General features: G+C 65.4%; 24 protein-coding genes and 2 tRNA genes. 12 read left to right on the top strand and 14 right to left on the bottom strand.

Annotated elements, in window-relative coordinates:
- Positions 1-57: 57 nt before the first annotated feature.
- Complete coding sequence (locus MTX35_RS05960) at positions 58-720, bottom strand: DUF429 domain-containing protein (RefSeq protein ID WP_243594081.1); 663 nt, start codon at positions 718-720, stop codon at positions 58-60.
- 16 nt (positions 721-736) lie between these two features.
- Between MTX35_RS05960 and MTX35_RS05955 the strand changes: the two genes are divergently transcribed.
- Positions 737-1216 (top strand): ribose-5-phosphate isomerase, encoded by a 480-nt coding sequence (locus MTX35_RS05955; protein WP_243594080.1) that lies wholly within the window; start codon positions 737-739, stop codon positions 1214-1216.
- Positions 1217-2011 (top strand): Fpg/Nei family DNA glycosylase, encoded by a 795-nt coding sequence (locus MTX35_RS05950; protein ID WP_243594079.1) that lies wholly within the window; start codon positions 1217-1219, stop codon positions 2009-2011.
- Here the strand turns inward: MTX35_RS05950 and MTX35_RS05945 are convergent.
- A complete protein-coding gene (locus tag MTX35_RS05945; RefSeq protein ID WP_243594078.1) occupies positions 2008-2760 on the bottom strand; it encodes a DUF1542 domain-containing protein in 753 nt (250 codons plus the stop codon). The genes MTX35_RS05950 and MTX35_RS05945 overlap by 4 nt on opposite strands.
- 109 nt (positions 2761-2869) lie before the next feature.
- Positions 2870-2943, bottom strand: a tRNA-Gly gene (locus MTX35_RS05940).
- Positions 2944-3113: 170 nt separating this feature from the next.
- Between MTX35_RS05940 and MTX35_RS05935 the strand changes: the two genes are divergently transcribed.
- The 6 genes from MTX35_RS05935 (at position 3114) to clpX (ending at position 7668) form a co-directional block, all read left to right on the top strand.
- Positions 3114-3187, top strand: a tRNA-Pro gene (locus MTX35_RS05935).
- Between the two features lie 103 nt (positions 3188-3290).
- A complete protein-coding gene (tig, locus tag MTX35_RS05930; protein WP_243594077.1) occupies positions 3291-4670 on the top strand; it encodes a trigger factor in 1380 nt (459 codons plus the stop codon).
- Between the two features lie 83 nt (positions 4671-4753).
- A complete protein-coding gene (locus MTX35_RS05925; RefSeq protein ID WP_279393219.1) occupies positions 4754-5404 on the top strand; it encodes an ATP-dependent Clp protease proteolytic subunit in 651 nt (216 codons plus the stop codon).
- 46 nt (positions 5405-5450) lie between these two features.
- Positions 5451-6092, top strand: a complete 642-nt coding sequence (locus MTX35_RS05920) for an ATP-dependent Clp protease proteolytic subunit (RefSeq protein ID WP_008715342.1) — start codon at positions 5451-5453, stop codon at positions 6090-6092.
- 62 nt (positions 6093-6154) lie between these two features.
- Positions 6155-6301, top strand: a complete 147-nt coding sequence (locus MTX35_RS05915; protein WP_243594075.1) for a hypothetical protein — start codon at positions 6155-6157, stop codon at positions 6299-6301.
- An 86-nt stretch (positions 6302-6387) separates the two neighbouring features.
- Complete coding sequence (gene clpX / locus MTX35_RS05910) at positions 6388-7668, top strand: ATP-dependent Clp protease ATP-binding subunit ClpX (protein ID WP_027497577.1); 1281 nt, start codon at positions 6388-6390, stop codon at positions 7666-7668.
- Between the two features lie 77 nt (positions 7669-7745).
- On the opposite strand, the gene MTX35_RS05905 is transcribed toward clpX, so the two are convergent.
- From MTX35_RS05905 to MTX35_RS05895, 3 genes are all read right to left on the bottom strand, one after another.
- Positions 7746-8558: an N-acyl homoserine lactonase family protein gene (locus tag MTX35_RS05905; RefSeq protein WP_243594074.1), complete on the bottom strand. Its 813-nt coding sequence runs from the start codon at positions 8556-8558 to the stop codon at positions 7746-7748.
- An 8-nt stretch (positions 8559-8566) separates the two neighbouring features.
- Complete coding sequence (locus tag MTX35_RS05900) at positions 8567-9925, bottom strand: MFS transporter (protein ID WP_243594073.1); 1359 nt, start codon at positions 9923-9925, stop codon at positions 8567-8569.
- 179 nt (positions 9926-10104) lie between these two features.
- Positions 10105-10782, bottom strand: a complete 678-nt coding sequence (locus MTX35_RS05895) for a TetR/AcrR family transcriptional regulator (protein ID WP_243594072.1) — start codon at positions 10780-10782, stop codon at positions 10105-10107.
- Positions 10783-10892: 110 nt separating this feature from the next.
- Here MTX35_RS05895 and MTX35_RS05890 point away from each other — a divergent pair, with 110 nt between their 5' ends.
- Complete coding sequence (locus MTX35_RS05890; protein WP_243594071.1) at positions 10893-11780, top strand: shikimate dehydrogenase; 888 nt, start codon at positions 10893-10895, stop codon at positions 11778-11780.
- The gene (locus tag MTX35_RS05885) at positions 11777-13666 is read left to right on the top strand and encodes a sugar phosphate isomerase/epimerase and 4-hydroxyphenylpyruvate domain-containing protein (protein ID WP_243594070.1); all 1890 of its coding nucleotides are present in this window, start codon (positions 11777-11779) and stop codon (positions 13664-13666) included. The genes MTX35_RS05890 and MTX35_RS05885 overlap by 4 nt, the downstream gene beginning before the upstream one ends.
- A 7-nt stretch (positions 13667-13673) precedes the next feature.
- Here MTX35_RS05885 and MTX35_RS05880 read toward each other — a convergent pair whose 3' ends face one another.
- The 6 genes from MTX35_RS05880 to pcaH are packed head-to-tail and all read right to left on the bottom strand — an operon-like array spanning position 13674 to position 19594.
- Positions 13674-14885: an acetyl-CoA C-acetyltransferase gene (locus tag MTX35_RS05880; protein ID WP_243594069.1), complete on the bottom strand. Its 1212-nt coding sequence runs from the start codon at positions 14883-14885 to the stop codon at positions 13674-13676.
- On the bottom strand, positions 14878-15699 hold the full coding sequence (locus tag MTX35_RS05875; protein ID WP_243594068.1) for an IclR family transcriptional regulator: 822 nt from the start codon (positions 15697-15699) through the stop codon (positions 14878-14880). The genes MTX35_RS05880 and MTX35_RS05875 overlap by 8 nt, the downstream gene beginning before the upstream one ends.
- Complete coding sequence (pcaD, locus tag MTX35_RS05870) at positions 15696-16877, bottom strand: 3-oxoadipate enol-lactonase (RefSeq protein ID WP_243594067.1); 1182 nt, start codon at positions 16875-16877, stop codon at positions 15696-15698. Before pcaD ends, MTX35_RS05875 begins: the two co-directional genes overlap by 4 nt.
- Positions 16874-18223: a 3-carboxy-cis,cis-muconate cycloisomerase gene (gene pcaB / locus MTX35_RS05865; protein WP_243594066.1), complete on the bottom strand. Its 1350-nt coding sequence runs from the start codon at positions 18221-18223 to the stop codon at positions 16874-16876. The genes pcaD and pcaB overlap by 4 nt, the downstream gene beginning before the upstream one ends.
- A 23-nt stretch (positions 18224-18246) precedes the next feature.
- A complete protein-coding gene (pcaG, locus tag MTX35_RS05860) occupies positions 18247-18885 on the bottom strand; it encodes a protocatechuate 3,4-dioxygenase subunit alpha (protein WP_243594065.1) in 639 nt (212 codons plus the stop codon).
- A complete protein-coding gene (gene pcaH, locus MTX35_RS05855; RefSeq protein ID WP_243594064.1) occupies positions 18878-19594 on the bottom strand; it encodes a protocatechuate 3,4-dioxygenase subunit beta in 717 nt (238 codons plus the stop codon). The genes pcaG and pcaH overlap by 8 nt, the downstream gene beginning before the upstream one ends.
- A gap of 108 nt (positions 19595-19702) precedes the next feature.
- Here pcaH and MTX35_RS05850 point away from each other — a divergent pair, with 108 nt between their 5' ends.
- Both MTX35_RS05850 and MTX35_RS05845 read left to right on the top strand, forming a co-directional pair.
- The gene (locus MTX35_RS05850) at positions 19703-20452 is read left to right on the top strand and encodes a CoA transferase subunit A (RefSeq protein WP_243594063.1); all 750 of its coding nucleotides are present in this window, start codon (positions 19703-19705) and stop codon (positions 20450-20452) included.
- On the top strand, positions 20449-21096 hold the full coding sequence (locus tag MTX35_RS05845; RefSeq protein WP_243594062.1) for a CoA transferase subunit B: 648 nt from the start codon (positions 20449-20451) through the stop codon (positions 21094-21096). The genes MTX35_RS05850 and MTX35_RS05845 overlap by 4 nt, the downstream gene beginning before the upstream one ends.
- On the opposite strand, the gene fdhD is transcribed toward MTX35_RS05845, so the two are convergent.
- Complete coding sequence (gene fdhD, locus MTX35_RS05840) at positions 21073-21918, bottom strand: formate dehydrogenase accessory sulfurtransferase FdhD (RefSeq protein WP_243594061.1); 846 nt, start codon at positions 21916-21918, stop codon at positions 21073-21075. The genes MTX35_RS05845 and fdhD overlap by 24 nt on opposite strands.
- Positions 21919-21952: 34 nt before the next feature.
- On the bottom strand, positions 21953-24160 hold the full coding sequence (malQ, locus tag MTX35_RS05835) for a 4-alpha-glucanotransferase (protein ID WP_243594206.1): 2208 nt from the start codon (positions 24158-24160) through the stop codon (positions 21953-21955).
- Between the last annotated feature and the right edge of the window lie 125 nt (positions 24161-24285).

The raw sequence follows: 24285 nt of genomic DNA, 5'->3' as shown, positions 1-24285 counted from the left end.
GCCCCACCCCTCGTGCATGGAATTCGTAGCAGGAGTGCGGCTTTCATGCACGGGGCGTCAGGCCACGATGCGGTCCGACGGGTCGGCGGTGCCGAACACTCGGTGCTCGCCGAGGTGAAGGCGTCGCGCCGACCACGCCGCCGCGGCCGCGTCGAGGAAGTCGTCGACGGCCGGCCCGCTCGGCAGGTCTGCCAGCTCGATCTGCCGGCTCCACCGCTGCAGCGCCGCCAACCGCTGTCCGACACCGCGGCCGGTCTTCTTCGACGAGAACTCCGTTGTCGGCGACATCGCCCGGAACGAGCATTCGGGATGTACCTCGACGTATCTGTTTCGATCGAAGTCTGCATCGCGCCACGCTTTCACGGACGGCAGGATGTGCCACGTCTGCTTGCTGATCGCCTTGCCGGTGAGCTGCCGAGACACGGCGCATGCCTCGGGATACGACTCGGCAGCGAGCACGTCGACGACCGGCGTGTGAAAGATGGAGCTGCGCGCGGTACCCAGAAATTGCTTCGCCTCCAGTTCGCTGACGCGGTAGCCGCTCTCGGGTAACGACAGCGGCATGTCGACGCCCACTCGCGCGTGGTCCCTCGTGTGTTCCAACACCTCTGCCACGGAGGAACACCCGGTCCACGTGAGCGTCGTGCCGTCGATGGACGCGACCACCCACGCACCTTTGGCGCCGTCCACACCGGCGAATTTCTCGGCTTCGGAGTTCACCTGTCAGACTCTAGGCATGCGCGTATACCTGGGTGCCGACCACGCCGGCCTCGAGTTCAAGAATCAGATCATCGAACACCTGACGGCGACCGGGCACGAGCCCGTCGACTGCGGTGCCTTCGACTACGACCCCGTCGACGACTACCCCGCGTTCTGCATCGACGCAGCACGCCGCGTCGTCGCCGACCCGGGTAGCCGCGGGCTGGTGCTCGGCGGTTCGGGAAACGGCGAGCAGATCGCGGCCAACAAGGTGCCGGGCGCTCGCTGCGCGCTGGCGTGGAGCGTCGAGACCGCCAAGTTGGCCCGTGAGCACAACGACGCACAGCTCATCGGCATCGGTGGCCGCATGCACACTCTGCCCGAGGCCCTCGCCATCGTCGACGCCTTCCTCGGCACCCCGTTCTCGGGTGAGGAGCGCCACCAGCGCCGCGTCGACATCCTGTCCGAGTACGAGCGCAGCGGCGAGGCGCCCGAGGTGCCCGGAAGGCCCGCGTAGGTGCCCGAAGGCCACACCCTGCACCGACTCGCTCGGTTGCATCAACGTCGGTTCGGTGGGGCACCGGTCGAGGCGAGCAGCCCACAGGGGCGGTTCACCTCCGGTGCCGCGCTGATCGACGGCCTCGTGCTGGAGAAGGCCGAGGCCTGGGGCAAACACCTGCTGCACCGATACGAGTCCGATCTGATCGTGCACATCCATCTCGGTCTCTACGGGAAGTTCACCGAACAGGCTGTACCGCTGGACGATCCGGTGGGTGCCGTGCGGCTGCGCATGGTGGGGGAGAAGTACGGCGTCGACCTGCGCGGCCCGACGGCCTGCGAGATCTACACCGAACAGCAGGTCGATGCCCTGGTGGCGCGCCTGGGTCCGGATCCACTGCGTAAGGACGCCGACCCGGACCGTGCGTGGGCGCGAATCTCCAAGTCGCGCACCGCAATCGGCACCTTGCTGATGGATCAGAAGGTGCTCGCCGGCGTCGGAAACGTCTACCGCGCCGAGATTCTGTTTCGCCACGAGATCAACCCGATGCGGCCGGGCAAGGACCTCGACCGATCCGAGTGGGACGCCATCTGGTTCGACCTCGTCGAACTGATGAAGATCGGTGTCCGACGCGGTCGCATCATCACCATCCGGCCCGAGGACGATCACGGCGACACCTACGGTGCACGCAGGCCTCGCTCCTACGTCTACCGCAGGCAGGGTTATCCCTGCCGCGTGTGCGGTGCCGACATCCTGCACTCGGTGATGCAGGCTCGAAACCTTTTCTGGTGCCCGGTCTGTCAGGCGACCTAGAAACCGCCGAAGTCGCCGCCGCCGAAGTCCATGCCGCCACCGTCGTCCATGGCACCGAAGTCCGTGTCGCCGCCCATGTCCTCGCCCGAACCCCCGTCTGAACCGTCGGCTCCCATGTCGCCTCCGGCTGCGGTTTCGTCAGGTACCCCCGGCATGCCGGAGAACATCGCCGAGAACAGGAACATCGAACCCATTCCCCAGGCACCGGCCACGAGGGCCGGACGCCACCACGGCTCGGAGTACCAGCCCGCGGGCACCGGACGGCCCGCGACGCGGCCGCCCGGGTAGTAGTTCGGAGTGCGATCGGAGGGATCCGGTGACGCCGCGATCTCGCGGCCCTCGAAGTCGACCTTGCGATCCTCGGTGACGCGACCCGCCTGCTGCTGCCCGTCGATGCCGGCGATCTCCGGCCCTGGATCCATTCCCATGGCGAGTCGAGCAGCGCGAATGTAGTAGAGCCCCTCGAGGGCGGTCTGCTTGGCCAGTCGAGCCTGTTCGGGAGTAGTGGCCTGGTCGATCTGCGAACCGGCAGCGATGTTGCGTTCGGACGCGTCGGCCAGGGCCTGCTTGGACGGTGTGTCGGTGCCGATCAGGTTGTAGACCTGCCCACCGAGGCGTTCGATCGATTGACGGGCATCGGCCTTGGCGTCGGCCAGCGCGGTTTCGGCCGCCGCAGCCGAGTTCTTCTTGCTGCGCAGCACCAGCAGGGCCACTGCGGCTACGACGAGAACGATCAGGATTATTTCCACTGCAGGCCTTTCGCCGACGATGCATGTCCGGTTGGTACGGACAATTCGGACACCATCCAGGGTACGCGGACACGAAAAAGCCCCGCACCACGAGTGCGGGGCTATTCGGTGGAGCCGATGACGAGAATCGAACTCGCGTAGCCTGTTTGGAAGACAGGGGCTCTACCATTGAGCTACATCGGCATGCAAACAACAGTCGTGGGATCGCCAGTTCCGTCGCCTGCGTTTCAAGACTGTACCCAAAGCCGTCGCCGGATTCCAAACCGGCCTGTTGCGACCGGTCCGGCCCGACGTCATGGGTGGGGCGCCCATGAGGGGCTACTATCGGTTGCTGTTCAATGGTGTCCGTACGACGGGGTGTGGCGCAGCTTGGTAGCGCATCCGCTTTGGGAGCGGAGGGTCGCAGGTTCAATTCCTGTCACCCCGACAGATGAGGGCCGCGGGCACGGCTCACCGTGCTCGTGGCGAGCGAGGCAAGACCGCACGCCGGAACCACCAGCAATCAAGAATCACCAGAAGGAGCATGTCCCGTGAAGAGCACCGTCGAGCAGCTGAGCCCGACGCGAGTCCGTATCAACGTTGAGGTGCCCTTCGAGGAGCTCAAGCCTGATTTCGACCGCGCGTACAAGGCTTTGGCTCAGCAGATCCGCCTCCCCGGATTCCGTCCCGGCAAGGCTCCGGCCAAGCTGCTCGAGGCACGTGTCGGCCGTGGTGCCGTACTCGAGCAGGTCGTCAACGACGCTCTTCCCTCCCGCTACTCCGAGGCCGTGACCAACGAGAAGGTCAAGGTCATCGGTCAGCCCGAGATCGAGATCACCAAGATCGAGGACGGCACCGAGCTCACGTTCACCGCCGAGGTCGACGTTCGCCCCGAGATCGAGCTGCCCGACTACTCGACCATCAGCGTCGTCGTCGATCCCCTCGAGATCAAAGACGAGGCCGTCGACGAGCAGCTGCAGTCGCTGCGCCAGCGTTTCGGCACCCTGACCGGTGTCGACCGTCCGGTCCAGTCGGGAGACTTCGTCTCGATCGATCTCTCAGCCACTGTCGACGGCGAGAACGTGGAGGAGGCAACCGCGAGCGGACTGTCCCACGAGGTCGGCTCCGGCCAGCTCATCGAGGGACTCGACGACGCGATCATCGGCGTCTCGGCAGACGAGTCGAAGGAGTTCACCTCGACTCTGGTCGCCGGCGAGTACGCAGGCAAGGAAGCCGTCGTCACGGTCAAGGTCGTCTCCGTCAAGGAGCGCGAGCTGCCCGAGGCCGACGACGAGTTCGCCCAGCTGGCCAGTGAGTTCGACACGTTCGACGAGTTGCTCGCCGATCTGAGGACGCGCGTCGAGCGGGTCGCGAAGGTCGAGCAGGCCGGTCAGATCCGCGACAAGGTGCTCGAGACGCTGCTCGAGACCCTCGAGATTCCGGCTCCCGAGGCCGTCGTCAAGGCCGAGGTCGATTCTCAGGTGCACGAGGCGATCCACGGCCTCGACCACAACGAGGAGGCACTCGCCGAGCTGCTCGAGTCGCAGGGTTCGAGCCGCGAGGAGTTCGACAAGGACGTCAAGGAAGGCGCCGAGAAGTCGGTGCGTACCCAGCTCCTTCTCGATGCCATCGCCGAGGCCGAGAACACGCAGGTCGGGCAGGAAGAGCTCACCGAGCGGATCATCTTCCAGGCGCAGCGCTACGGCATGCCGCCCGAGCAGTTCATTCAGCAGGTCCAGCAGGCCAACCAGCTCGGTGCCGTGTTCGCCGATGTCAAGCGCGGTAAGGCGTTGGCCTCCGTCGTCGAGCGCGTCACCGTGACCGACACCACCGGCGCGAGCGTCGACACCGCCGAGCTGTTCGGCAGCCCGGCAGATGCTCCCGACGAGGTCGAAGCAGCAGATTCTTCCGAGGGCGAACAAGAGAAGTAACGCTCACAGCGAACGACGGCGGTTCCGGGACTCCGGAGCCGCCGTCTTTCGTTAGTGTCTGTGTCAGGAACCAACGATTTGTTATGGAAAAGGCAGGTACCGTGACTGTTCAGAATCCGGCGGCTTCGCACGAGCAGAGTCCCGTCATGACTTCGGCCGCAGCAGGGCTGAATCTCAGCGACTCCGTGTACGAGCGTCTGCTTCAAAACCGCATCATTTTCCTCGGTACCCAGGTCGACGACGACATCGCCAACAAGTTGTGCGCTCAGATCCTGCTGCTCTCGGCCGAGGACCCCACCCGCGACATCGCGCTGTACATCAACTCGCCCGGTGGCTCGGTCACCGCAGGTATGGCCATTTTCGACACCATGGAATTCGCCGAGTGCGACATCGCGACCTACGGCATGGGTCTGGCCGCCTCGATGGGCCAGTTCCTGCTCTCCGCCGGTGCCAAGGGCAAGCGTTACGCCCTGCCGCACGCGCGGATCATGATGCACCAGCCCTCGGCCGGTATCGGTGGCAGCGCCTCCGACATCGCCATCATGGCCGAGCAGTTCGCACACACCAAGCGCGAGATGGCGGAACTCATCGCCCAGCACACGGGTCAGACCGTCGAGCAGATCACCGAGGACTCCGACCGTGACCGGTGGTTCACGGCGCAGGCAGCCAAGGAATACGGGTTCGTGGATCACGTCGTCAGCCGCGCGCGGCAGACCGGCGGCGTCGGCGAGTAACTCGCTCGGCACCCCGACCCTCGATCACTCACATCTTGGAGAAACGATGACAAACCTGTTCGATCCCAACCAGTTGCCGTCCTCGCGGTACATCCTTCCTTCCTTCGTCGAGCACTCCAGCTACGGCGTCAAGGAATCCAACCCGTACAACAAGCTGTTCGAGGAGCGCATCATCTTCCTCGGCGTTCAGGTCGACGACGCGTCGGCCAACGACGTCATGGCTCAGCTGCTGGTGCTCGAGGGTCTCGATCCCGACCGGGACATCACCATGTACATCAACTCACCCGGTGGCTCGTTCACCTCGTTGATGGCGATCTACGACACGATGCAGTACGTCCGCGCCGATGTTGCGACCGTCTGCCTCGGCCAGGCCGCGTCGGCCGCGGCCGTGCTGCTCGCCGCCGGTACTCCCGGCAAGCGTGCGGCATTGCCCAACGCGCGTGTGCTGATTCACCAGCCGTCCAGCGGTGGCATCCAGGGCCAGGTCTCGGACCTCGAGATCCAGGCCGCCGAGATCGAGCGTATGCGTCGACTCATGGAGACCACCCTCGGCCGCCACACCGGCAAGGATCCCGACGTCATCCGCAAGGACACCGATCGCGACAAGATCCTCACCGCGGAACAGGCCAAGGACTACGGCATCATCGACACCGTGTTCGAGTACCGCAAGCTCTCTGCCCAGAAGTAGCAGAGCGAGTACCACCGGTCGGACGAAACGGTCCGGCAGAAGATCGAACGCCGGGTGCGAGTGTGAAACTCCGCCCGGCGGTCGTGATCGACGACCCGAATGCTGCATTCGGTGAAATCGGGTGGCGAATCACCGGAAACAACCCGCCCATGTTCGGCGAACACGGGTACCGTCGCATCCAAGAACTCGGTCGACCGAAGTCGGCATGACGACAGACCGAGAAGTAGCCCACGAAGGTTTCGGCCACATCCGGTCGGCGTGGGTCGTACGCGGACAAGGAAGTAGGAACCTCCGAATGGCACGCATCGGTGACGGTGGCGATCTGCTGAAGTGCTCCTTCTGCGGCAAGAGCCAGAAGCAGGTCAAGAAGCTCATCGCGGGACCAGGGGTGTACATCTGCGACGAGTGCATCGACCTGTGCAACGAGATCATCGAAGAGGAATTGGCCGAATCGAGCGAAGTCAAGCTCGACGACCTGCCCAAGCCCTCCGAGATCAAGGACTTTCTCGAGAACTACGTGATCGGTCAGGACGCTGCCAAGCGCACGTTGGCCGTTGCGGTCTACAACCACTACAAGCGCATTCAGGCCGGTGACAAGGCGCGCGACGTGCGAGGCGAATCCGTCGAACTGGCGAAGTCGAACATTCTGATGCTCGGGCCGACGGGGTGCGGAAAGACGTACCTCGCGCAGACCCTGGCCAAGATGCTCAACGTGCCCTTCGCCATCGCCGACGCCACCGCCCTCACCGAGGCCGGCTACGTGGGCGAGGACGTCGAGAACATTCTGCTCAAGCTCATCCAGGCCGCGGACTACGACGTCAAGCGCGCCGAGACCGGCATCATCTACATCGACGAGGTCGACAAGATCGCCCGCAAAAGCGAGAACCCGTCGATCACGCGTGACGTGTCGGGCGAGGGCGTGCAGCAGGCGTTGCTCAAGATCCTGGAAGGAACTCAGGCCAGCGTGCCGCCGCAGGGTGGTCGCAAGCATCCGCATCAGGAGTTCATCCAGATCGACACCACCAACGTGCTCTTCATCGTTGCCGGTGCGTTCGCCGGACTCGAGAAGATCGTGTCCGATCGGGTCGGCAAGCGCGGGCTCGGTTTCGGAGCCGAGGTTCGGTCCAAGGCCGAGATCGACACGCAGGATCACTTCGCCGAGGTGATGCCGGAGGATCTGATCAAGTTCGGTCTGATTCCCGAGTTCATCGGCCGTCTGCCGATGATCGCGTCGGTGACGAACCTGGACAAGGAATCGCTCGTGACGATTCTGTCCGAGCCGAAGAATGCGCTCGTCAAGCAATACCGTCGCCTGTTCGACATGGACGGCGTCGAGCTCGAATTCACCTCCGAGGCACTCGAAGCGATCGCCGATCAGGCGATTCTGCGTGGCACCGGTGCTCGTGGACTGCGCGCCATCATGGAAGAAGTTCTGCTTCCGGTGATGTACGACATCCCGAGCCGCGACGACGTCGAGAAGGTCGTCGTGACGGCCGAGACCGTCAACGACAACGTGCTGCCGACCATCGTGCCGCGCAAGCCGGAGCGTCCGGAGCGTCGCGACAAGTCCGCCTGATACGCGTCGATCCGTCAGCTGAACGACGAATCCCCGACCTCATCGCGAGGTCGGGGATTCATCGTTTCTCGCTGTTTTCAGCCGATGATCACCGCGTGCGCGCCCGGTGCGTCGGGCACGGCGGGAAATCGGCGTCGAACCAGTGGGTCGTGGCCTGGCACGACGATGCCGGTGCCCGCGGCGAGCTCCCGGATTCGGTCGAAGGCCCCGTACATGTCCGGCAGAGTATGCAGGATCGCGAACGGGCTGTCGTCCTCGATGTTCTCGTAGAAATGACTGGCGTCGGAGGCCACCACCACCGGGCCGCGGCGGGTGTTCACTCTGACCACCTGCATGCCTGCGGTATGTCCGCCGACGGCGTGGACGGACAGCCCGGGGAACAGTTCCAGATCACCGTCGACGAGGTCGAGTCGACCGCCACGATCTGCGGAGCTGATGTGATCGGTGTCCGCTCGTGAATGCAACCACTGCTCGCGGGTGATGCGGGCGGCCCACGGCCCGTTCCAGTACTCGAGTTCTCTGCGTTGCACCACGTATCGCGCCGCCGGAAGGTCCGCGACGACGCCGGTGTGGTCGTAGTGCAGGTGGGTCAGGATGCAGGTGTCGATCTCGCCCGGAGTCGGTCCCAGCTCGCCGAGCAGCTGGAGCGGTGACCCGAAGTAGTCGAGTCCGTCCATCGATTCCGCTGTGGCCGGCGAGATTCCGGCGTCGATCAGCACGGTGCGGGTCTGCGAGAGTGCGAGCCACACGTAGTAGGCAACCTCCTGGCTTTCTGCACTGCGCTCGTCGCGTTGGTGAAAGAGGTGGCCGCGCAATGCTGTTCGACGGGCATACTGCAGGGCGAGCACCGTCCAGGTGCCCGCCGCTGCAGGTCGAAGTGTGTCGATCACGATCTCGGTCAGACCGACGCGACGCGCGCGCTGTCGGTGGTGCGCGTCGGAAGACCGAGCTCGTCGGTGGGGGTGCGGAAGGTCTCCTTCGAGGTCGCGACGATGACCACGTTGATGGTGCAGAAGACCGCGGTGACGATCGCGACGGGCAGCCACGCACCGACCTCGGCTCCGGCGATCGCGCCGGCAATGGTGGGGGCGAAACCGGCGATTGCGAAACCGATCTGGGTTCCCAATGCGGTTCCGGTCAGGCGGACTCGGGCCGGGAACATCTCACCGTAGAAGGAGGGCCAGACGCCGCCGGTGGCGCTGTGTACGAACCCGAACATCACGATGCCGAAGACGAAGATGAGGACGTAGTTGCCGCTGGAGATGGACCAGAGGTAGCCGAACATCAGGATTGCGCAGCCGATCGAGCCGAACAGGAACACGGGCTTGCGTCCGATGCGATCCGACAATGCACCGAAGAAGGGCAGTGCGAAGAGGGCGACGACGTTGGCGAGAACGCCGACCCACAGCATGGGGGTGCGTTCGAGACCGACCGTGTTCACGGCGTACGACAGTGCGTAGACGGTGAAGATCGTGCTGACCGAGGCGATGACGGCGGCGAGCATGACGCGGAGAACGGCCGAGCGATGGTTGCCGAGCAATTCGGCGACGGGCAGGCGCTGGGGTTCGGTGGAGGCCACTTCCTCCTCGAAGACCGGGGTCTCGTCGAGCGAACGGCGGATGACGAAGGCAGCGACGACGACGAAAGCGCTCAGGAAGAACGGGATTCGCCAACCCCAGCTGAGCAGTGCTTCCTCGGGCAGCATGGCGACCGGCAGGAACACCGCGGTGGCGAGAATCTGTCCGCCCTGGGTGCCGCTGAGGGTGAAACTGGTGAAGAACGCGCGCCTGTCGTCCGGGGCGTGTTCGAGAGTCATCGAGTTCGCGCCGGCCTGCTCGCCGCCCGCGGAGAATCCCTGGCACAGCCGAAGCAACACCAGGATGATGGGCGCGGCGATGCCGATGGATTCGTACGACGGCAGAACGCCGACGCCCAGGGTGGCGATACCCATCAGCAGGACGGTGGCGACCATGACCTTCTTGCGTCCGTGGCGATCGCCAATGTGGCCGAGAACCAGGGCACCGAGCGGACGTGCGAGGTATCCGACGCCGAAAGTGGCCAGGGCCAGCAGGGTTCCGGTCGCCGGGTTGGAGCCCGGGAAGAACACGCGGCCGAACACCAGGGCGGCGGCGGTGCCGTAGATGAAGAAGTCGTAGTACTCGAGGGCGCTTCCGACCCACGCGGCGGTCGCCGCTTTGCGCGGGTTCGCCCCGGGGCGAAGCGGCGTCGGGTGGGTGCCAGGGGTGTGCGAATCCATCGTTCTCGTGTCTCTCTTCGTGAGGCGGGGGAGCGTAGGCGCTGGTCGACGATGCGTTCTACGGCGATCGGACCGCTAATGTACTAAACGGTTAACACCGGGTGCCTCTGAATAGTGAACGTGATCCATGCCACGTGTCAACCCCTGAAGTGACGAGACCTACCGAGACAGCGTGAATATCAGCGAGAAGGCGAGGTCAGGTACGCGACGATCATGTCCCCGAGCATCGAGCGCAGACGCTCGCGATGCTGGGGATCGGTGAGGTCGCGGCCGAAGAGGGCCTCGAAGGTGTACCGGTTCGACAGCCGGAACACGCAGAAGCTGCTGATCGTCATGTGCACGTCGAGGGCATCGACATCCGTGCGGAACACCCCGTCGGCCTGACCTCGAGTCAGGATTCTCGACAGCAGTTCCGCAGCGGGATTGCCGAGGTTGCTCAATGCCTCGGACGTGGAGATGTGTTCGCCGCGCAGGATGTTCTCGGTGGAGACCAGGCGGATGAAGTCGGGATTCTCCTCGTGGTGGTCGAACGTCAGTGATGCGATGGCGCGAATGGCTTCGATCGGTCCGAGGCCCTCGACGTCGACGTCTCGTTCCCGCTCACGAATGCGCAGGTACGACCGTTCGAGAACGGCCTTGTACAGACCTTCCTTGTCGGTGAAGTAGTAGTACAACATCCGCTTGGTCGTGTGCGTGCGCTGGGCGATCTCGTCGATGCGCGCCCCTGCGAAGCCTTTGTCCGCGAACTCCTCGGTGGCCACCTCGAGGATGTTGTGCCGGGTCAGGTCGCTGTTGCGTCGACGTTTGACGGTGGGTCCGCTGGTGTCGTCGGACGTGTCGGTTGCGCGCGGGGACATGGATCGACTCTATCGGTGCCGATTGCGCCGAAAGGGTTGGGCGCGGGGCGTACGCGTAGTACCGTCGAGCTAATTCACTAATTCGTACATTAAGGCTCGAGGAGATCGACATGCCGGAATCCCTGCTCTGCGGACTGATCGGGACGGGTATCGGCAAGTCGCTCACGCCCGCGATGCACGAACGGGAGGGCGCCGAGCACGGGCTCACCTATCAATACCGGATCATCGATCTGGACAGCCGAGGACTGACCGTCCTGGACCTGCCCCGTCTCGTCTCGACCGCCGCAGACCTCGGATTTCGAGGACTCAACATCACGCACCCGTGCAAACAACGCGTCATCTCCACTCTCGATGCGCTCTCCGAGGACGCAGCCCGACTCGGGGCCGTCAACACCGTGGTGTTCGCGGACGGCCGAGCCGTCGGCCACAACACCGACTGGTCCGGATTCGATCGCAACTTCGGCCGCGGCCTACCCGGTGCCGACATCGGTGACGTGGTGCAACTCGGTGCCGGGGGAGCGGGGGCGGCCGTCGCCTACGCGATGGCCCGCCGCGGCGCAGGCAGGCTCACTCTCGTGGACGCCGATCCGCTTCGGGCGCAACAACTCCGTGAATCCCTGTCGGTGATGTTCCCGGACGTCGAGATCCTCTCGGCAGGCCTCGACCGGCTCGCCACCGTTCTCGACACCGCAACCGGTCTGGTGCACGCCACCCCGATCGGAATGGTGGAGCATCCCGGATCTGCAGTGCCCGAGGCACTCCTGCATCCGAACATGTGGGTTGCCGAGGTCGTCTATCGACCCGCCGAGACCGAGTTGCTCGCTGCCGCATCCCGAGCGGGGTGCCGAACGCTCAGTGGAACCGGAATGGCGGTGTTCCAGGCCGCCGACGCCTTCGAGATATTCACCGGACGCACCGCCGACGCCGATCGCATGATCGCGCACATGAGCTCGTTGATCGCGCAGGAGGATCGCGTCACCGCAGGTGCACTCGCATGAGCACCATTGCCACGTCGGTGGCCACCGTCTCTCTCAGTGGGTCTCTCGACGAGAAGATGCGCGCCATCGCAGACGCCGGGTTCGACGGTTTCGAGGTGTTCGAGCCGGACTTGATCAGCTCACCGGATCTTCCTGAGGACATCGCGAAGAAGGCAGCGGATCTCGGTTTGACCCTCGACCTCTGTCAGCCCTTCCGCGATGCCGACTCGGCGGACCCGGAACAGTTCGCCCGCAATCTCGTTCGCGCCGAACGCAAATTCGACGTGATGGAACAGTTGGGGTGCGATCTGCTCTTGGTCTGCTCCTCGCCACTGGCCGGTGCCGTGCGTGAGGACGACCTGCTGGTCGAACAGATGGCGACGCTCGCCGAGCACGCGCATCGGCGCGGTATGCGATTGGCATACGAGGCGTTGGCCTGGGGCTCCCACGTGAACACCTACCGCCACGCCTGGGACATCGTCCGGCAGGTCGATCATCCCGCGCTGGGAACGTGTCTGGACAGCTTCCACATCCTCTCCCGCGGTGACGATTCCGCAGGCATTCGCGAGATTCCCGGCGAGAAGATCTTCTTCCTCCAGTTGGCCGATGCCCCGCACCTGGTGATGGACGTACTGCAGTGGAGCAGACATCACCGATGCTTCCCCGGTCAGGGCAGCTTCGATCTGGCGCGCTTCGGTGCCGATGTCGCGGCCTCCGGGTATTCCGGCCCGTGGTCGCTCGAAATCTTCAACGACGTCTTCCGACACTCCGACACCGGCCGCACGGCATCCGACGCACATCGGTCGCTGCTGTACCTCCAGGAGCAGGTGCGCAGCGTCGAAACACCCTCTGCCGGCAACGATCTGTTCGCGCCGCCACCGCCGGGCCCGATCGAGAACGTCGTCTCCCTCCGGATCGCGGCAGGGCCGGCGAAGGCAGCGCAGCTGGGCACAACACTGCGGCACCTGGGCTTCGATCTGACCGCAGCGCACAGTGAACACGGACTGAGCCTGTTCACCCAGGGTCCACTGGCCGTCGCCGTCGACACCACGGTGGACACGCTGTGGACCGCACCGGGCGTCCCGGCTCACCTACCGGCGTTGGCGCAGATCGGGATTCGCAGCGAACGACCGGATCTGTGGCTGACTCGGGCACGCGCACTGGGAGTCACCGCGTCCACCGTCTCGATGCCCGGTGTGGCAGACGCGACCGATGCAGTGGTGCGCCTCGCCGTGACCGGTGCGACGTCGCTGGACCTACGCACCCGCGACAGCGCGGGAGCCTGGCAATCGGCATTCGATCTGGTGCCCCGAACGCCGGAACAGAACCGGCCATGCGTCTCCCACGTGGATCACATCGCACTCGCCGTGCCTGCCGAGAGCTGGGATTCGGTGATGCTGCTGCTGCGCTCGGTGTTCGGCATGGTGCCACACGAGGGCCAGGATGTCGTCGACGCCATCGGCCTGGTTCGTAGCCGAGCCCTCACTCTCGCCACCGTCAACGGCACGATTCGACTCTCGCTCAACATGGTGCCCGGCCGCCCGTCCGATTCGGACCCACTGCCCGCCGCCCGGCGCGGAGGCGTCGGACATGTGGCGTTCGGGTGCGAAGACATCTACGCCGCTGCGAGAGCAACGACCGAACGCGGGCTCACCCCGCTGCGGATCTCGCCCAACTACTATCACGATCTCGACGCGCGATTCGGACTCGGCTCCGAGACCCTGGACGCGATGCAGCGTCTGGGGATCCTGTACGACGCGGACGCGTCCGGCGGTGAGTTCTTCCACTTCTTCACCGAAACCGTCGGCGACGACCTGTTCTTCGAGGTGGTCCAGCGAGTGGGTGGCTACGAGGGTTATGGAGAGACCAATTCGGCTGTGCGACTGGCGGCGCAGCTGCGGTACTGACGTCTGATCAGCCGATTCGCTCGAACACCGCAGCAAGTCCCTGACCGCCGCCGATGCACATCGTCTCGAGTCCGTAGCGGACCTCTCGGCGGTCCATTTCGCGCAACAGCGTTGCGAGAATGCGGGCTCCGGTGGCTCCGACCGGGTGGCCGAGCGAGATGCCGGAGCCGTGGGGGTTGAGGCGCGGATCCTCGGGGTCGATGCCCCAGGATCGGGTCACGGCGAGAGCCTGAGCGGCGAACGCTTCGTTGAGTTCGATGATGCCCATGTCGTCGAGACTCAGTCCCAGCCGACCCAGTGCCTTCTCGCTCGCGGGGACCGGTCCGATCCCCATCGTGCGTGGGGCGACGCCTGCCACGCCCCAGCCGGCCAATCGCGCCAGCGGCCGAAGGCCGAGCGCAGCAGCTCTTTCCGGGGTGGTGACGATCGCGATCGCGGCACCGTCGTTCTGTCCGCTGGCGTTTCCTGCGGTGACCGTCGACTCGGGGTCGATCGACGCGCGGATCGCCTTCAGCTTCGCCAGTGACTCCACGGTGGTGTCGGCTCGCGGATGCTCGTCGGTGGTGACGAGCAACGGATCCGATTTACGTTGGGGGACCGACACTCCCACGATCTCCTCGGCGAACACACCGCTGTTCTGTGCGGCGACTGCACGTCGGTGGGACTGGACGGCGAGGGCGTCCTGATCGGCGCGGCTGATGGAGAATTTCGCGCGCAGGTTCTCTGCGGTTTCGATCATGCCGCCGGGAACCGGAAAGTTCTTGCCGCCCGCAGTCACTCGCGCCCGGGCGAGACGGTCGGACAGAGCTACGGCCTCGGCCTTGACGCCCCAGCGCATGCCGGTGGCGTAGAACTCGGTCTGACTCATGCTCTCGACACCGCCCGCCAGAACCAGATCGTTGCCCCCGGACTGAACCTGCATGCACGCCTGCAATATTGCTTGCAGACCGGATCCGCAGCGACGGTCGACCTGCATCCCGGGGACGTCGATACCCAGATCCGCATCGAGCGCCGCAATGCGCCCGATGGCCGGCGCATCACCGTTCGGAGACGCCTGACCGAGGATCACGTCGTCGATGTCGGCACCGGAAATGCCAGTGCGGGCCACGAGTTCGGCGATCACCGTGGCGGCAAGAGCCTGGGCGGAAATATCTCGGAACTGGCCGCCGAAGCGTCCGACCGGGGTCCGAAGTGGTTCGCAGATCACGGCATCAGGCATGGGTGGTTCCTCGCTTGTCGTTGGGTCCGGTGCTCACCCGGAGCAGGTCGATCTCGATGGCGCGGGTGGCGTCGAGCAGCGCCGGCAGCAGTTCGGTGCGCACCGCATCGGCGGAATGCCGCGCGGCCTGGGTCGAGACGTTCGCCGCTGCGACCACGGCTCCGTGTCCGTCGTGGATGGGAGCTGCGATGGAGCGCAAACCCTCCTCGAGTTCCTGGTCCACCAGGCAGAAGCCGTCGGACCGGACTCGGTCGAGTTCGCGGCCGAGCGCGTCGGCAGTGGTGATGGTCTTACCGGTGAGAGGAGTCAAGCGCACCCGATCGAGGTAGGCCGCGAGTTCGTCGGCAGGCAGTCCGGCCAGCAGCACGCGACCCATCGATGTTGCGAACGCGGGGAACCGGGTGCCGATGTTGATGCCGACGGTCATGATGCGGCTGACCGGAACTCGGGCCACGTACACCACGTCGTCACCGTCGAGAATCGAAACCGAGGACGACTCGCGCACCCGTTCGGCGAGAGCCTCCAGATGGGGCCCCGAGACTTCCGGGAGCGACAGGCTCGACAGGTAGCTGTAGCCCAGCTCGAGCACCCGTGGGGTGAGCCAGAACATCGAGCCGTCGGTACGGACGTAGCCGAGTTCGACGAGCGTGAGCAGAAACCGCCGGGCGGTGGCTCGGGTGAGTTCGGTCGCTCGGGCGACGTCGGAGAGTGTTCGACGCGGATGCTCGGCGTCGAAGGCCCGGATCACCGCAAGACCACGGCCGAGTGACTGGACGTAGTCCGAGGATGGCGGTGGCGGTTCCGCAGAGTTCACGAGGTACCCGATTCGGCTTCGGTGGAGGCCTCGGCGATGGCCGCGTTCGCGAGACCGAATGCGCTGTTGCTGTTCGGAACTCCCGCGTACACGGCGGTGTGCAGGAACACCTCGGCCAGGATGTCCGGGTCGGTGCCCGCTCGCAGCGCTGCTCGGATGTGCATGTCGAGTTCGTGCTGATTGCCCACGGCCGTCAGGATCGCCAGGGTCAGCAATCTGCGGGTGTGGTGATCGAGTCCCGGCCGATTCCAGACGTCACCCCATGCGGTGCGGGTGATGAAATCCTGGAACGGTGAGGTGAAGTCGGTTCGTGCGGCGATGCTGCGGTCGACATGCGCATCGCCGAGGACGCTGCGCCGCACCGCCATTCCGGTATCGTGGGCCGCTGCGCGTCCGACTGCATACGCATCCGATCCGACGTGTGCGGCGATCGCCGCGGTGACGGGCCCGGCTTGCTCGACGTTGGCCAGGTGCGCGGCCGGGTCCAGAACCCGGAACGTCGATCCGGAGACGCCGTCGGCGATGATCCTCAGGTCCTCGGGGGTGGTCGAGGGATCCTGCCTGCCCGCGATCACCAGGGTCGGAGCGGTGATTCGGTTCAGATCCGAACGAGAATCCCAGTCCGACAACGCCTCACAACATGCTGCGTAGCCCTCGTCCGAGGTATCGACAATCATCCGGCGATGCCGATCGACGAGATCGGCGTCGCGTGCCGACAGTTCGGGGGTGAACCAGCGCTGGAGTACGGCGTCGGCCAGCGACGCGGTTCCCGCCGATCGGACCGCTGCGGCCCGATCGAGCCATTGCGCCGGCTCACCGAACTTGGCCGAGGTGCACAGCAATGTCAGAGTCCGCACTCGCTCCGGGCGATGGATGGCGATCCACTGCGAGACTGCGCCGCCGAGCGAGAGACCGACGATGTGAACACGCCGAAGGTCGAGGGAATCCAGCAGCGCCAGAACGTCTTCGGCGAGTTCGGTCACCGAATAAGGCCCTGACGGCACGGGCGATCGTCCGTGCCCGCGCAGGTCGACGGCGAGAACGTGAACGGAGGCGGAGAGTGTGCCGATCTGCGGGTTCCACATCGATCGATCGGAGCCGAGCGAACCGATCAGCACGACGGTCTCCGCGTCGGCACGGGGTCCTTCGGTGCGTTCGTGAGCAAGTGCGACGGTCATCGTGAATCCTTCGATTCTGTGGTGTGTTCGGTGTCGAGGGCATGCTCCGCGAGGATCGCGTCGACCAGTTCGGGTGCGTGGCCGAGATATGCGGCCGGGTCGAGTAGTTCGCGCACCCTCGACGGTGGAAGAAATGCTGTGATGGCAGGGTCGCTGTCCAGCGGTGCTCCCGCCGCGCATCGGGCAGTGACTATCTCGCGGGCCTGCTCGGTGTGCGCTGCCAATTCCGCGGTGACACGTTCGGCGAGCAGAGCGCCGCCCGTTACGTCGAGATTCCGGGCCATCGCGTCGGGATGAACGTGTAACCCGCTCAGGCTCTGCGAGAGTCGATGGGCGGCACCACCGGTGAGGCGCAGCAGATCGGTGATCGTCTCCCATTCGGCGTGCCAGGCTCCCGCGGCGCGCTGGTGTTCGTGGTCCATGTTCGACAGCACCGTGGCCACCGCACCCGGGACCCGCCGGGCCGCGGCGCGAGCCGTGACGGCGGCAACGGGATTGCGCTTGTGCGGCATCGCCGACGATCCACCCGGCGCGTCCTCCGCGACCTCGCCCAGCTCGGTGGCGGACATCGACACGATGTCCGCGGCGATCTTGCCGATCGTTCCCGCCGCGATGCCCAGGGAGCACGCGATGTCGGCGATCGCGGTGCGGTCGGTGTGCCAGGGCGCGGTCTGTCGATCCAAGCCCAGTTCGAGGGCAAGCGCCGCGGCAACGGCCGGTCCGTGCGGATGCACGGCCGCGAGAGTGCCTGCCGCCCCGCCGTACTGGATGGTGCACGCGCGTCGAACGGCAGCAACCCTGGTCTGCGCGCGGCGCAGCCCCGAGAACCAGTTCGCAGCCACCAGGCCGAAGGTGGTGGGCAATGCCTGCTGGCCGAGAGTGCGGGCCGCCATCGGGGTGGTCCGGTGGGCCAGGGCGAGACCTCGCGCAGCGGCACTCGCAGCGTCGAGCGAGGCCTCGATCACACCGAGTGCAGTGCGGGAGACGAGCATCAGCGCAGTGTCCATGATGTCCTGGCTGGTGGCCCCGGGATGCACTGCCGCGGCAGGAACCTCGGCCTCGGCCACTTCGTTCCGAAGGATCTTCACCAGTGGGATCACCGGATTGCCCCCGGCTGCCGCGTCCACTCCGAGCCTTGCGATGTCCAGGTGCGCTCCGAGTTCGGTCGCAGCAGCGGCAACGACCTCGGCGTGACCGGCCTCCACGAGACCGACCGAAGCCGCGGCCCGGGAGAGCGCCGCCTCGACGGCGAACATCGCTGTCACCCAGGCTCGGTCGCCCACGAGCGGCGCAATCTCGTCGCTACCGAACGTCGGATCGAACAGTGCCCCTCGTTCGGATTCCATCGTCCCCTCTCGCCAATCGAGTGTCACAGCGCGAAGAACGGAGTCTCGTCGCCGTCCGGATCGGTGTTCTGCAGCACGATGTCGAGGTGATATCCACCGTGCACCGGTGCTGCGACGAGTCTGGCACGCTTGTGTTCCGGCAGGGCGGACAACACCGGATCGACGGCGTTGGCCTCGGTTTCGTCGGGAAAATACACCCGCGTCACGGCTCGGTCGAGCATCCCGCGCGCAAAGACACTGACGTCGATGTGCGGTGCTTCGACACGATCGTCCTCGGCCGGCAACGGTCCGGGCTTGATCGTGGTGATCGACATCGTTCCGGTCTCGTCCGCGAACGCACGCCCGAAGCCGCGGAAACCGACTGTGCGCGACGGCACCGCACCGCGCGGATCGTCGGGGTGATCGAACCGGCCGTCGCCGTCGGCCTGCCAGGTCTCGATCATGGCGTCGGACATGGGGTTTCGGGCTCCGTCGATCAGGGTGAACGAGACGGTGATCTCACCGTCGGTGCCCTGCGGTACCACGCTCTCACCGTCCGGCCACAGTAGTCCGATGTGGACGTAGGGGCCGACGGTCTGGGACGGCGTCTGTCCGAACGGTGCGGTGGTGAAGTCGGCACCGGCTGCCACCGGGTAGCGCGGGGCGAACTCTGATTCAGTCATCGTGATCGTCCTCCTCGAAGGGGGTGGCGTTCCGGCCGCGCAGCACGATGTCGAATCGAAATCCGAGGGCCCAGTTATCCTGTGTCGCTTCGTAATCGAATGTGCTGATCATCCGAGCGCGCGAGTCCTCGGGGGCGGCGTTGAAGATCGGATCCTGGAAGAACATGGGATCGTCGGGAAAGTACATCTGGGTCACCAGCCGTTGGGTGAACGCCTGGCCGAACAAGGAGAAGTGAATATGGGCAGGTCGCCACGCGTTGTGGTGGTTGCCCCAGGGATATGCGCCCGGCTTGACCGTGGTGAAGCGATACCTGCCCTCGGTATCGGTGAGTACGCGACCGGTGCCGTTGAAGTGCGGGTCCAGCGGTGCGGGCCACCGGTCGCGGGTGTGCCGGTAGCGACCTCCCGCGTTGGCCTGCCACACCTCGACGAGGGTGTTCGGAATCGCCTTGCCGTCACTGTCGAGCACGCGTCCGTGTACGACGATCCGCTGCCCCTGTGCCTCACCGTTGTTGGCCAGCGTCAGATCGGCGTCGGCTGCAGTGACACGTCCCTCGCCCAGTACCGGTCCGGTGATCTCGGTGAGTCGCTGGGGGAGCAGGGTCAGCAGCTGCGCAGGATGACGAAGGGCAGTGGTCCGGTAGTCGGGAAAGTCGAGCGGGGCATGGACCCCCGACTGATCCCGGTACTCGGGTGGGAGACGAAGCATCGACGGTTCCTCACGATTGTGGTGATCTACGCAATAGTCACAGTAGCGAAGCGTTCGTATGGTGGCAACCTGTTCACATAACGCACAGAATGGGGTAGCGTGCGTCTCATGTTGGACAAAGTCGTGGCCAGCGCCACCGAAGCCGTAGCGGACATGCCCGATGGTTCGTCGATCGCCGTCGGGGGATTCGGGTTGGTCGGAGTGCCGGAAATTCTGATCGATGCCGTGCTCGCGCAGGGTGCGACCGATCTGGAAACCATCAGCAACAACTGCGGAACGGACGGCTTCGGCTTGGGAGTGTTGCTGGCGCAGCACCGCATTCGTCGGACCATCAGCTCGTACGTCGGCTCGAATAAGGAGTTCGCGCGGCAGTACCTCGCCGGCGAACTCGAAGTCGAACTCACCCCGCAGGGCACCCTCGCCGAGCGACTACGAGCCGGCGGTGCCGGAATACCGGCCTTCTTCACGCCCGCAGGCGTCGGAACCCAGGTCGCGGACGGCGGATTGCCGTTGCGATACGACGGCAGCGGTGGCATCGCTCTGGCCAGTCCGCCGAAGGAGACCCGCGAGTTCGACGGTGTCACCTACGTGATGGAACGCGGGATCATCGCCGACTACGCGCTCGTGCACGCCTGGAAGGGTGACCGTCACGGCAACCTCGTGTTCCACGCCAGTGCGCGAAACTTCAATCCACCGGCCGCCGCGTCGGGGCGTATCACCGTCGCGCAGGTCGAGCACCTCGTCGAGCCGGGCGAGATCGGACCGGACGAGGTGCACACCCCGGGTATCCACGTGCAGCGAGTGGTCCACGTCGGACCGGTCGAGGTCGGCATCGAGCAGAGGACGGTACGAGCATGAGCGAGAAGATGACCCGCGAACAGATGGCGGCTCGGGTAGCGCAGGAACTCGGCGACGGCCAGTACGTCAATCTGGGCATCGGAATGCCGACCCTCGTGCCCAACTACATTCCCACCGATGTCTCGGTGATCCTGCATTCGGAGAACGGAGTGCTCGGCGTCGGACCCTATCCCACCGAGGACGAACTCGACGCCGAGATCATCAACGCGGGCAAGGAAACCATCACCGTCCTTCCCGGTGCCTCCTACTTCGACTCCGCGCAGTCGTTCGGAATGATCCGCGGCGGCCAGGTCGACGTCGCAGTGCTGGGTGCGATGCAGGTCAGTGCCACCGGTGATCTGGCGAACTGGATGATCCCCGGGCACATGGTCAAGGGGATGGGCGGCGCGATGGATCTGGTGCACGGAGCGCGGCGCGTCATCGTGATGATGGAGCACGTCTCGCGCACGGGCGAGCCGAAGATTCTCGAACAGTGCACCCTGCCGTTGACCGGCAAGGGGTGCGTGCACAGGATCATTTCCGACATGGCCGTGCTCGACGTCACCGCGAACGGCCTACGTCTCGTCGAGACCGCGCCCGGTGTCTCGGTGGACGAGGTCAGGAACGCGACCGCAGCCGAACTACTGGTCGACGCTGCCGTCTGAGACCAGAACGCGGTCGGCGTGGGAGTAGAGGTTCATCGACCGACCGCGGAGAAAGCCGATGACCGTCAGACCGGATTCGGTCGCGAGGTCGACCGCCAGCGACGACGGGGCCGAGACCGCCGCGAGAATCGGTATCCCGGACATCACCGCCTTCTGGGCCAATTCGAACGAGGCGCGCCCGCTGACCATCAGCACCGTCCCCTGCAAGGGAATTCGATCGTTGGTGACCGCCCAGCCGACGACCTTGTCGACGGCGTTGTGGCGTCCGACATCCTCACGCAGAACGAGCATCTCGCCGTCTGCGGTGAACAGGGCTGCGGCATGCAGGCCGCCGGTGGCATCGAAAACCTTCTGCGCAGCCCGCAAGGTGTCAGGTAGCCCGGAGAGAGTGTCCGACGTCACGACGACGGCATCGGCCACGGGGGAATGCTTGGTGCGCAATCGAATTGCGTCCAACGATCCCTTGCCGCACACCCCACACGAGGACGTCGTGTAGAAGTTCCGCTCGACGCCGGTCTCCGGCGGGGCGACACCCTCGGCCAGGGTGACATCGAGGACGTTGTAGGTGTTCGCGCCCTCGTCGTCGACCCCGTCGCAGTAGCGAGCCGCCGCGATGTCGGCTCCCGAGGCGATCACACCTTCGGTCAGCAGGAAGCCGTGTGCGAGCTCGACGTCGTGGCCGGGAGTTCGCATGGTGACGGCAAGTGCTGAGCCGTTCACCCGCAACTCCATCGGTTCCTCCACCACGAGGGTGTCCGGGCGCTCGACGCGGTGCTCGCCCCGGAGTCGGACGACGGGCCTGCGGGTAGTGATGCGGCCCATCAGTACCGGCTGAATTCGCGGTGTCTTCGGTGACTCATTCTTCGATTGTGGACCCTGGCGTTCTCGGGCCGTCGACTCGGTCGGCCATTGCACTCACCAACGAGACCATCCGGGGGTGATCGACGAGATCGTCGACGAGTACTCGCTTGCCTTTCGCGTCGGCCAACGGGATCTTCCAGTTCTCGTACTGGGTTTCGTCGGTACCGGGCTGGTTCTGAATGCGGTGTTCTCCGACGGCGTCGACGAGGGCGACACCGATCAGCAGGGATGGACTGCGCTGGACGAGGCGATGCAGAGCTTCCACAGTGTCGTGGTTGTCGGCGTCGGCGTCGAGCAATCCGCGCTCGCGTGCCAAGTCCAGGACGGCCTCGCGTTTACGTGCGTCGACCTCCTTCTCGGACTCGATATCGCGTTCGAGCAGGCCGAGACGTGACCGAAGGTCGATGTGTTCGCCGTCGAGGTATCCGGCCGTGGGCGGCAGATCGTGGGTGGTCACCGACGTCAGGCAGAGGCTGCGGTAGTTCTCGGGCGGGATCGGCCCCGATTCGTCGGCCTCGAACCACAGGATCGAGGTGCCGAAGATGCCGCGTTCGGTGAGGTACTCCTGCACCATCGGCTCGAAGACGCCGAGATCCTCGCCGACCACCACCGCGCCTGCGCGCTCGGCCTCGAGGGCCAGGATGCCGATCAGGGCCTCGTGGTCGTACTCGACATACGTTCCGCCGCCGGCGTTCTCGGCCTCCTGCGGGATCCACCACAGACGGAACAGGCCCAGGATGTGGTCGACGCGGATACCGCCGGCATGACGAAGGATCGTGCGCAGCATGTCGCGGTAGGGGACGTACGCCAGTTCGCGGAGTCGGTCGGGATCCCACGGGGGTTGGTTCCAGTTCTGGCCCTGCTGGTTGAAGTTGTCCGGCGGCGCGCCCACCGTGACTCCCGACGCCAGCACGTCACCGAGAGCCCAGGCGTCGGCTCCACCGCGTGCCACGCCAACGGCGAGGTCGTGCATGATTCCGATGTCCATCCCTGCGTCGAGTGCAGCGCGTTGCGCGGCGGCCAGCTGTTCGTCGCAGATCCACTGCAACCACATGTGGAAATCGATGCGTTGGGCCAGCTTTGCGCGTTGTTCGAGCACGAAGTCGGTACGCGGGTGTGCGGCTCTGTCGGTCCACGCCGAATTCTCCGGTCCGAATTTCTCCGCCAGGGCGCTCCACACCGCGAAATCGCGCAGTCCGGAACCCTCGCGTTCGACGAATGCACGGAATGCCGACTCGCGGGCAGGGCTCCGTTCCACCTTGTGAACACGTTCCAGGGCGCGCAGTTTCGCCGTGAAGGTCGAGTCTCGATCGAGCTTCCTGGTGCGCTTGTTGGCCTTGTCGAACCGTTTCGCTGCTTTCTGGACCTTGCCGAACTGTTCCGGCGACAGCAACGCGGTTTCGCGAATGTTCTCCACTCGGATGTAGAGCGAATTGAAGAAGCGCCGCGTGGTCGGCAGATACGGCGACGCCTCGACCGGTGTGGTGGGTCGGTCGGCGTGCAGCGGATTGACGAGGAGGTAGTCGAACCCGTGCTCACGGCCGGCGATGTCGGCCATGTCCTCCAGGTCGCCGAGATCGCCGATTCCCCACGATCGCTTCGAGCGCACCGAATACAGCTGGGTGAGCAGACCCGTCCGTTGCCGATCTGTCAGTTCTGCGTTGGGCGACAACGTCTTCGGGGTGACCACCACGACGGTGTCCGACGTTCGGACCGTATTGTCCTCGCTGATGGTCGTCGCGGTCAGGCTGTGCCAACCGAGCGGTGCACTGCCCGGAATGACGAACGTGGCGCGACCGATGAGGCGGCCGTCGACCTCGCGGGGATCGACCCAGACGTCGGCCTGGGTCACGTCGATGGTCTCGCCGTCCTCGGACACCATCGACACCTCGACCGGATTGCCGTGTGGCACATGCACCCACACCACGGCATCGCTGCCCTGGGTGGCCACCACGACCGGTGGCAGCAGGCGCCGCCACGGTGCGTTCTCGATGTCGGCCAGAGCGCGCTCGACGTCCTCGGTCGATTCGGTTGCGTAGCCGCGAGCGGCAAGCACCTGACGCAGGGTGTCGTTGCTCACGTCGTGTTCGGTGTCGTCCCAGCCTCGATACGAGGTCGAAGTGCCGAGGCGTCTGGCCAGAGAGCGAAGTGCCTGCGAGTAGTCCACATCGATGATCGTGCCAGTTCGCTGCGCCCGCGTCATGCCGGCCGGGCCGTCGTTCACCTGCCATCGGTTCGAATCGAACGATCGGCGGGCCCGGTTACCCGACTGCCAGGATTGAAACGTGCGTCGCTGGGTAGTCTGGCTCGGCGAACGGTAAGACGACT

Origin of the sequence: Rhodococcus sp. ARC_M12 (assembly GCF_022810385.1) — a bacterium.
GTDB lineage: Bacteria > Actinomycetota > Actinomycetes > Mycobacteriales > Mycobacteriaceae > Rhodococcoides > Rhodococcoides navarretei.
The sequence above is the reverse complement of the archived record's forward strand: the minus strand, read 5'-3'. Positions and strand labels throughout refer to the sequence as shown.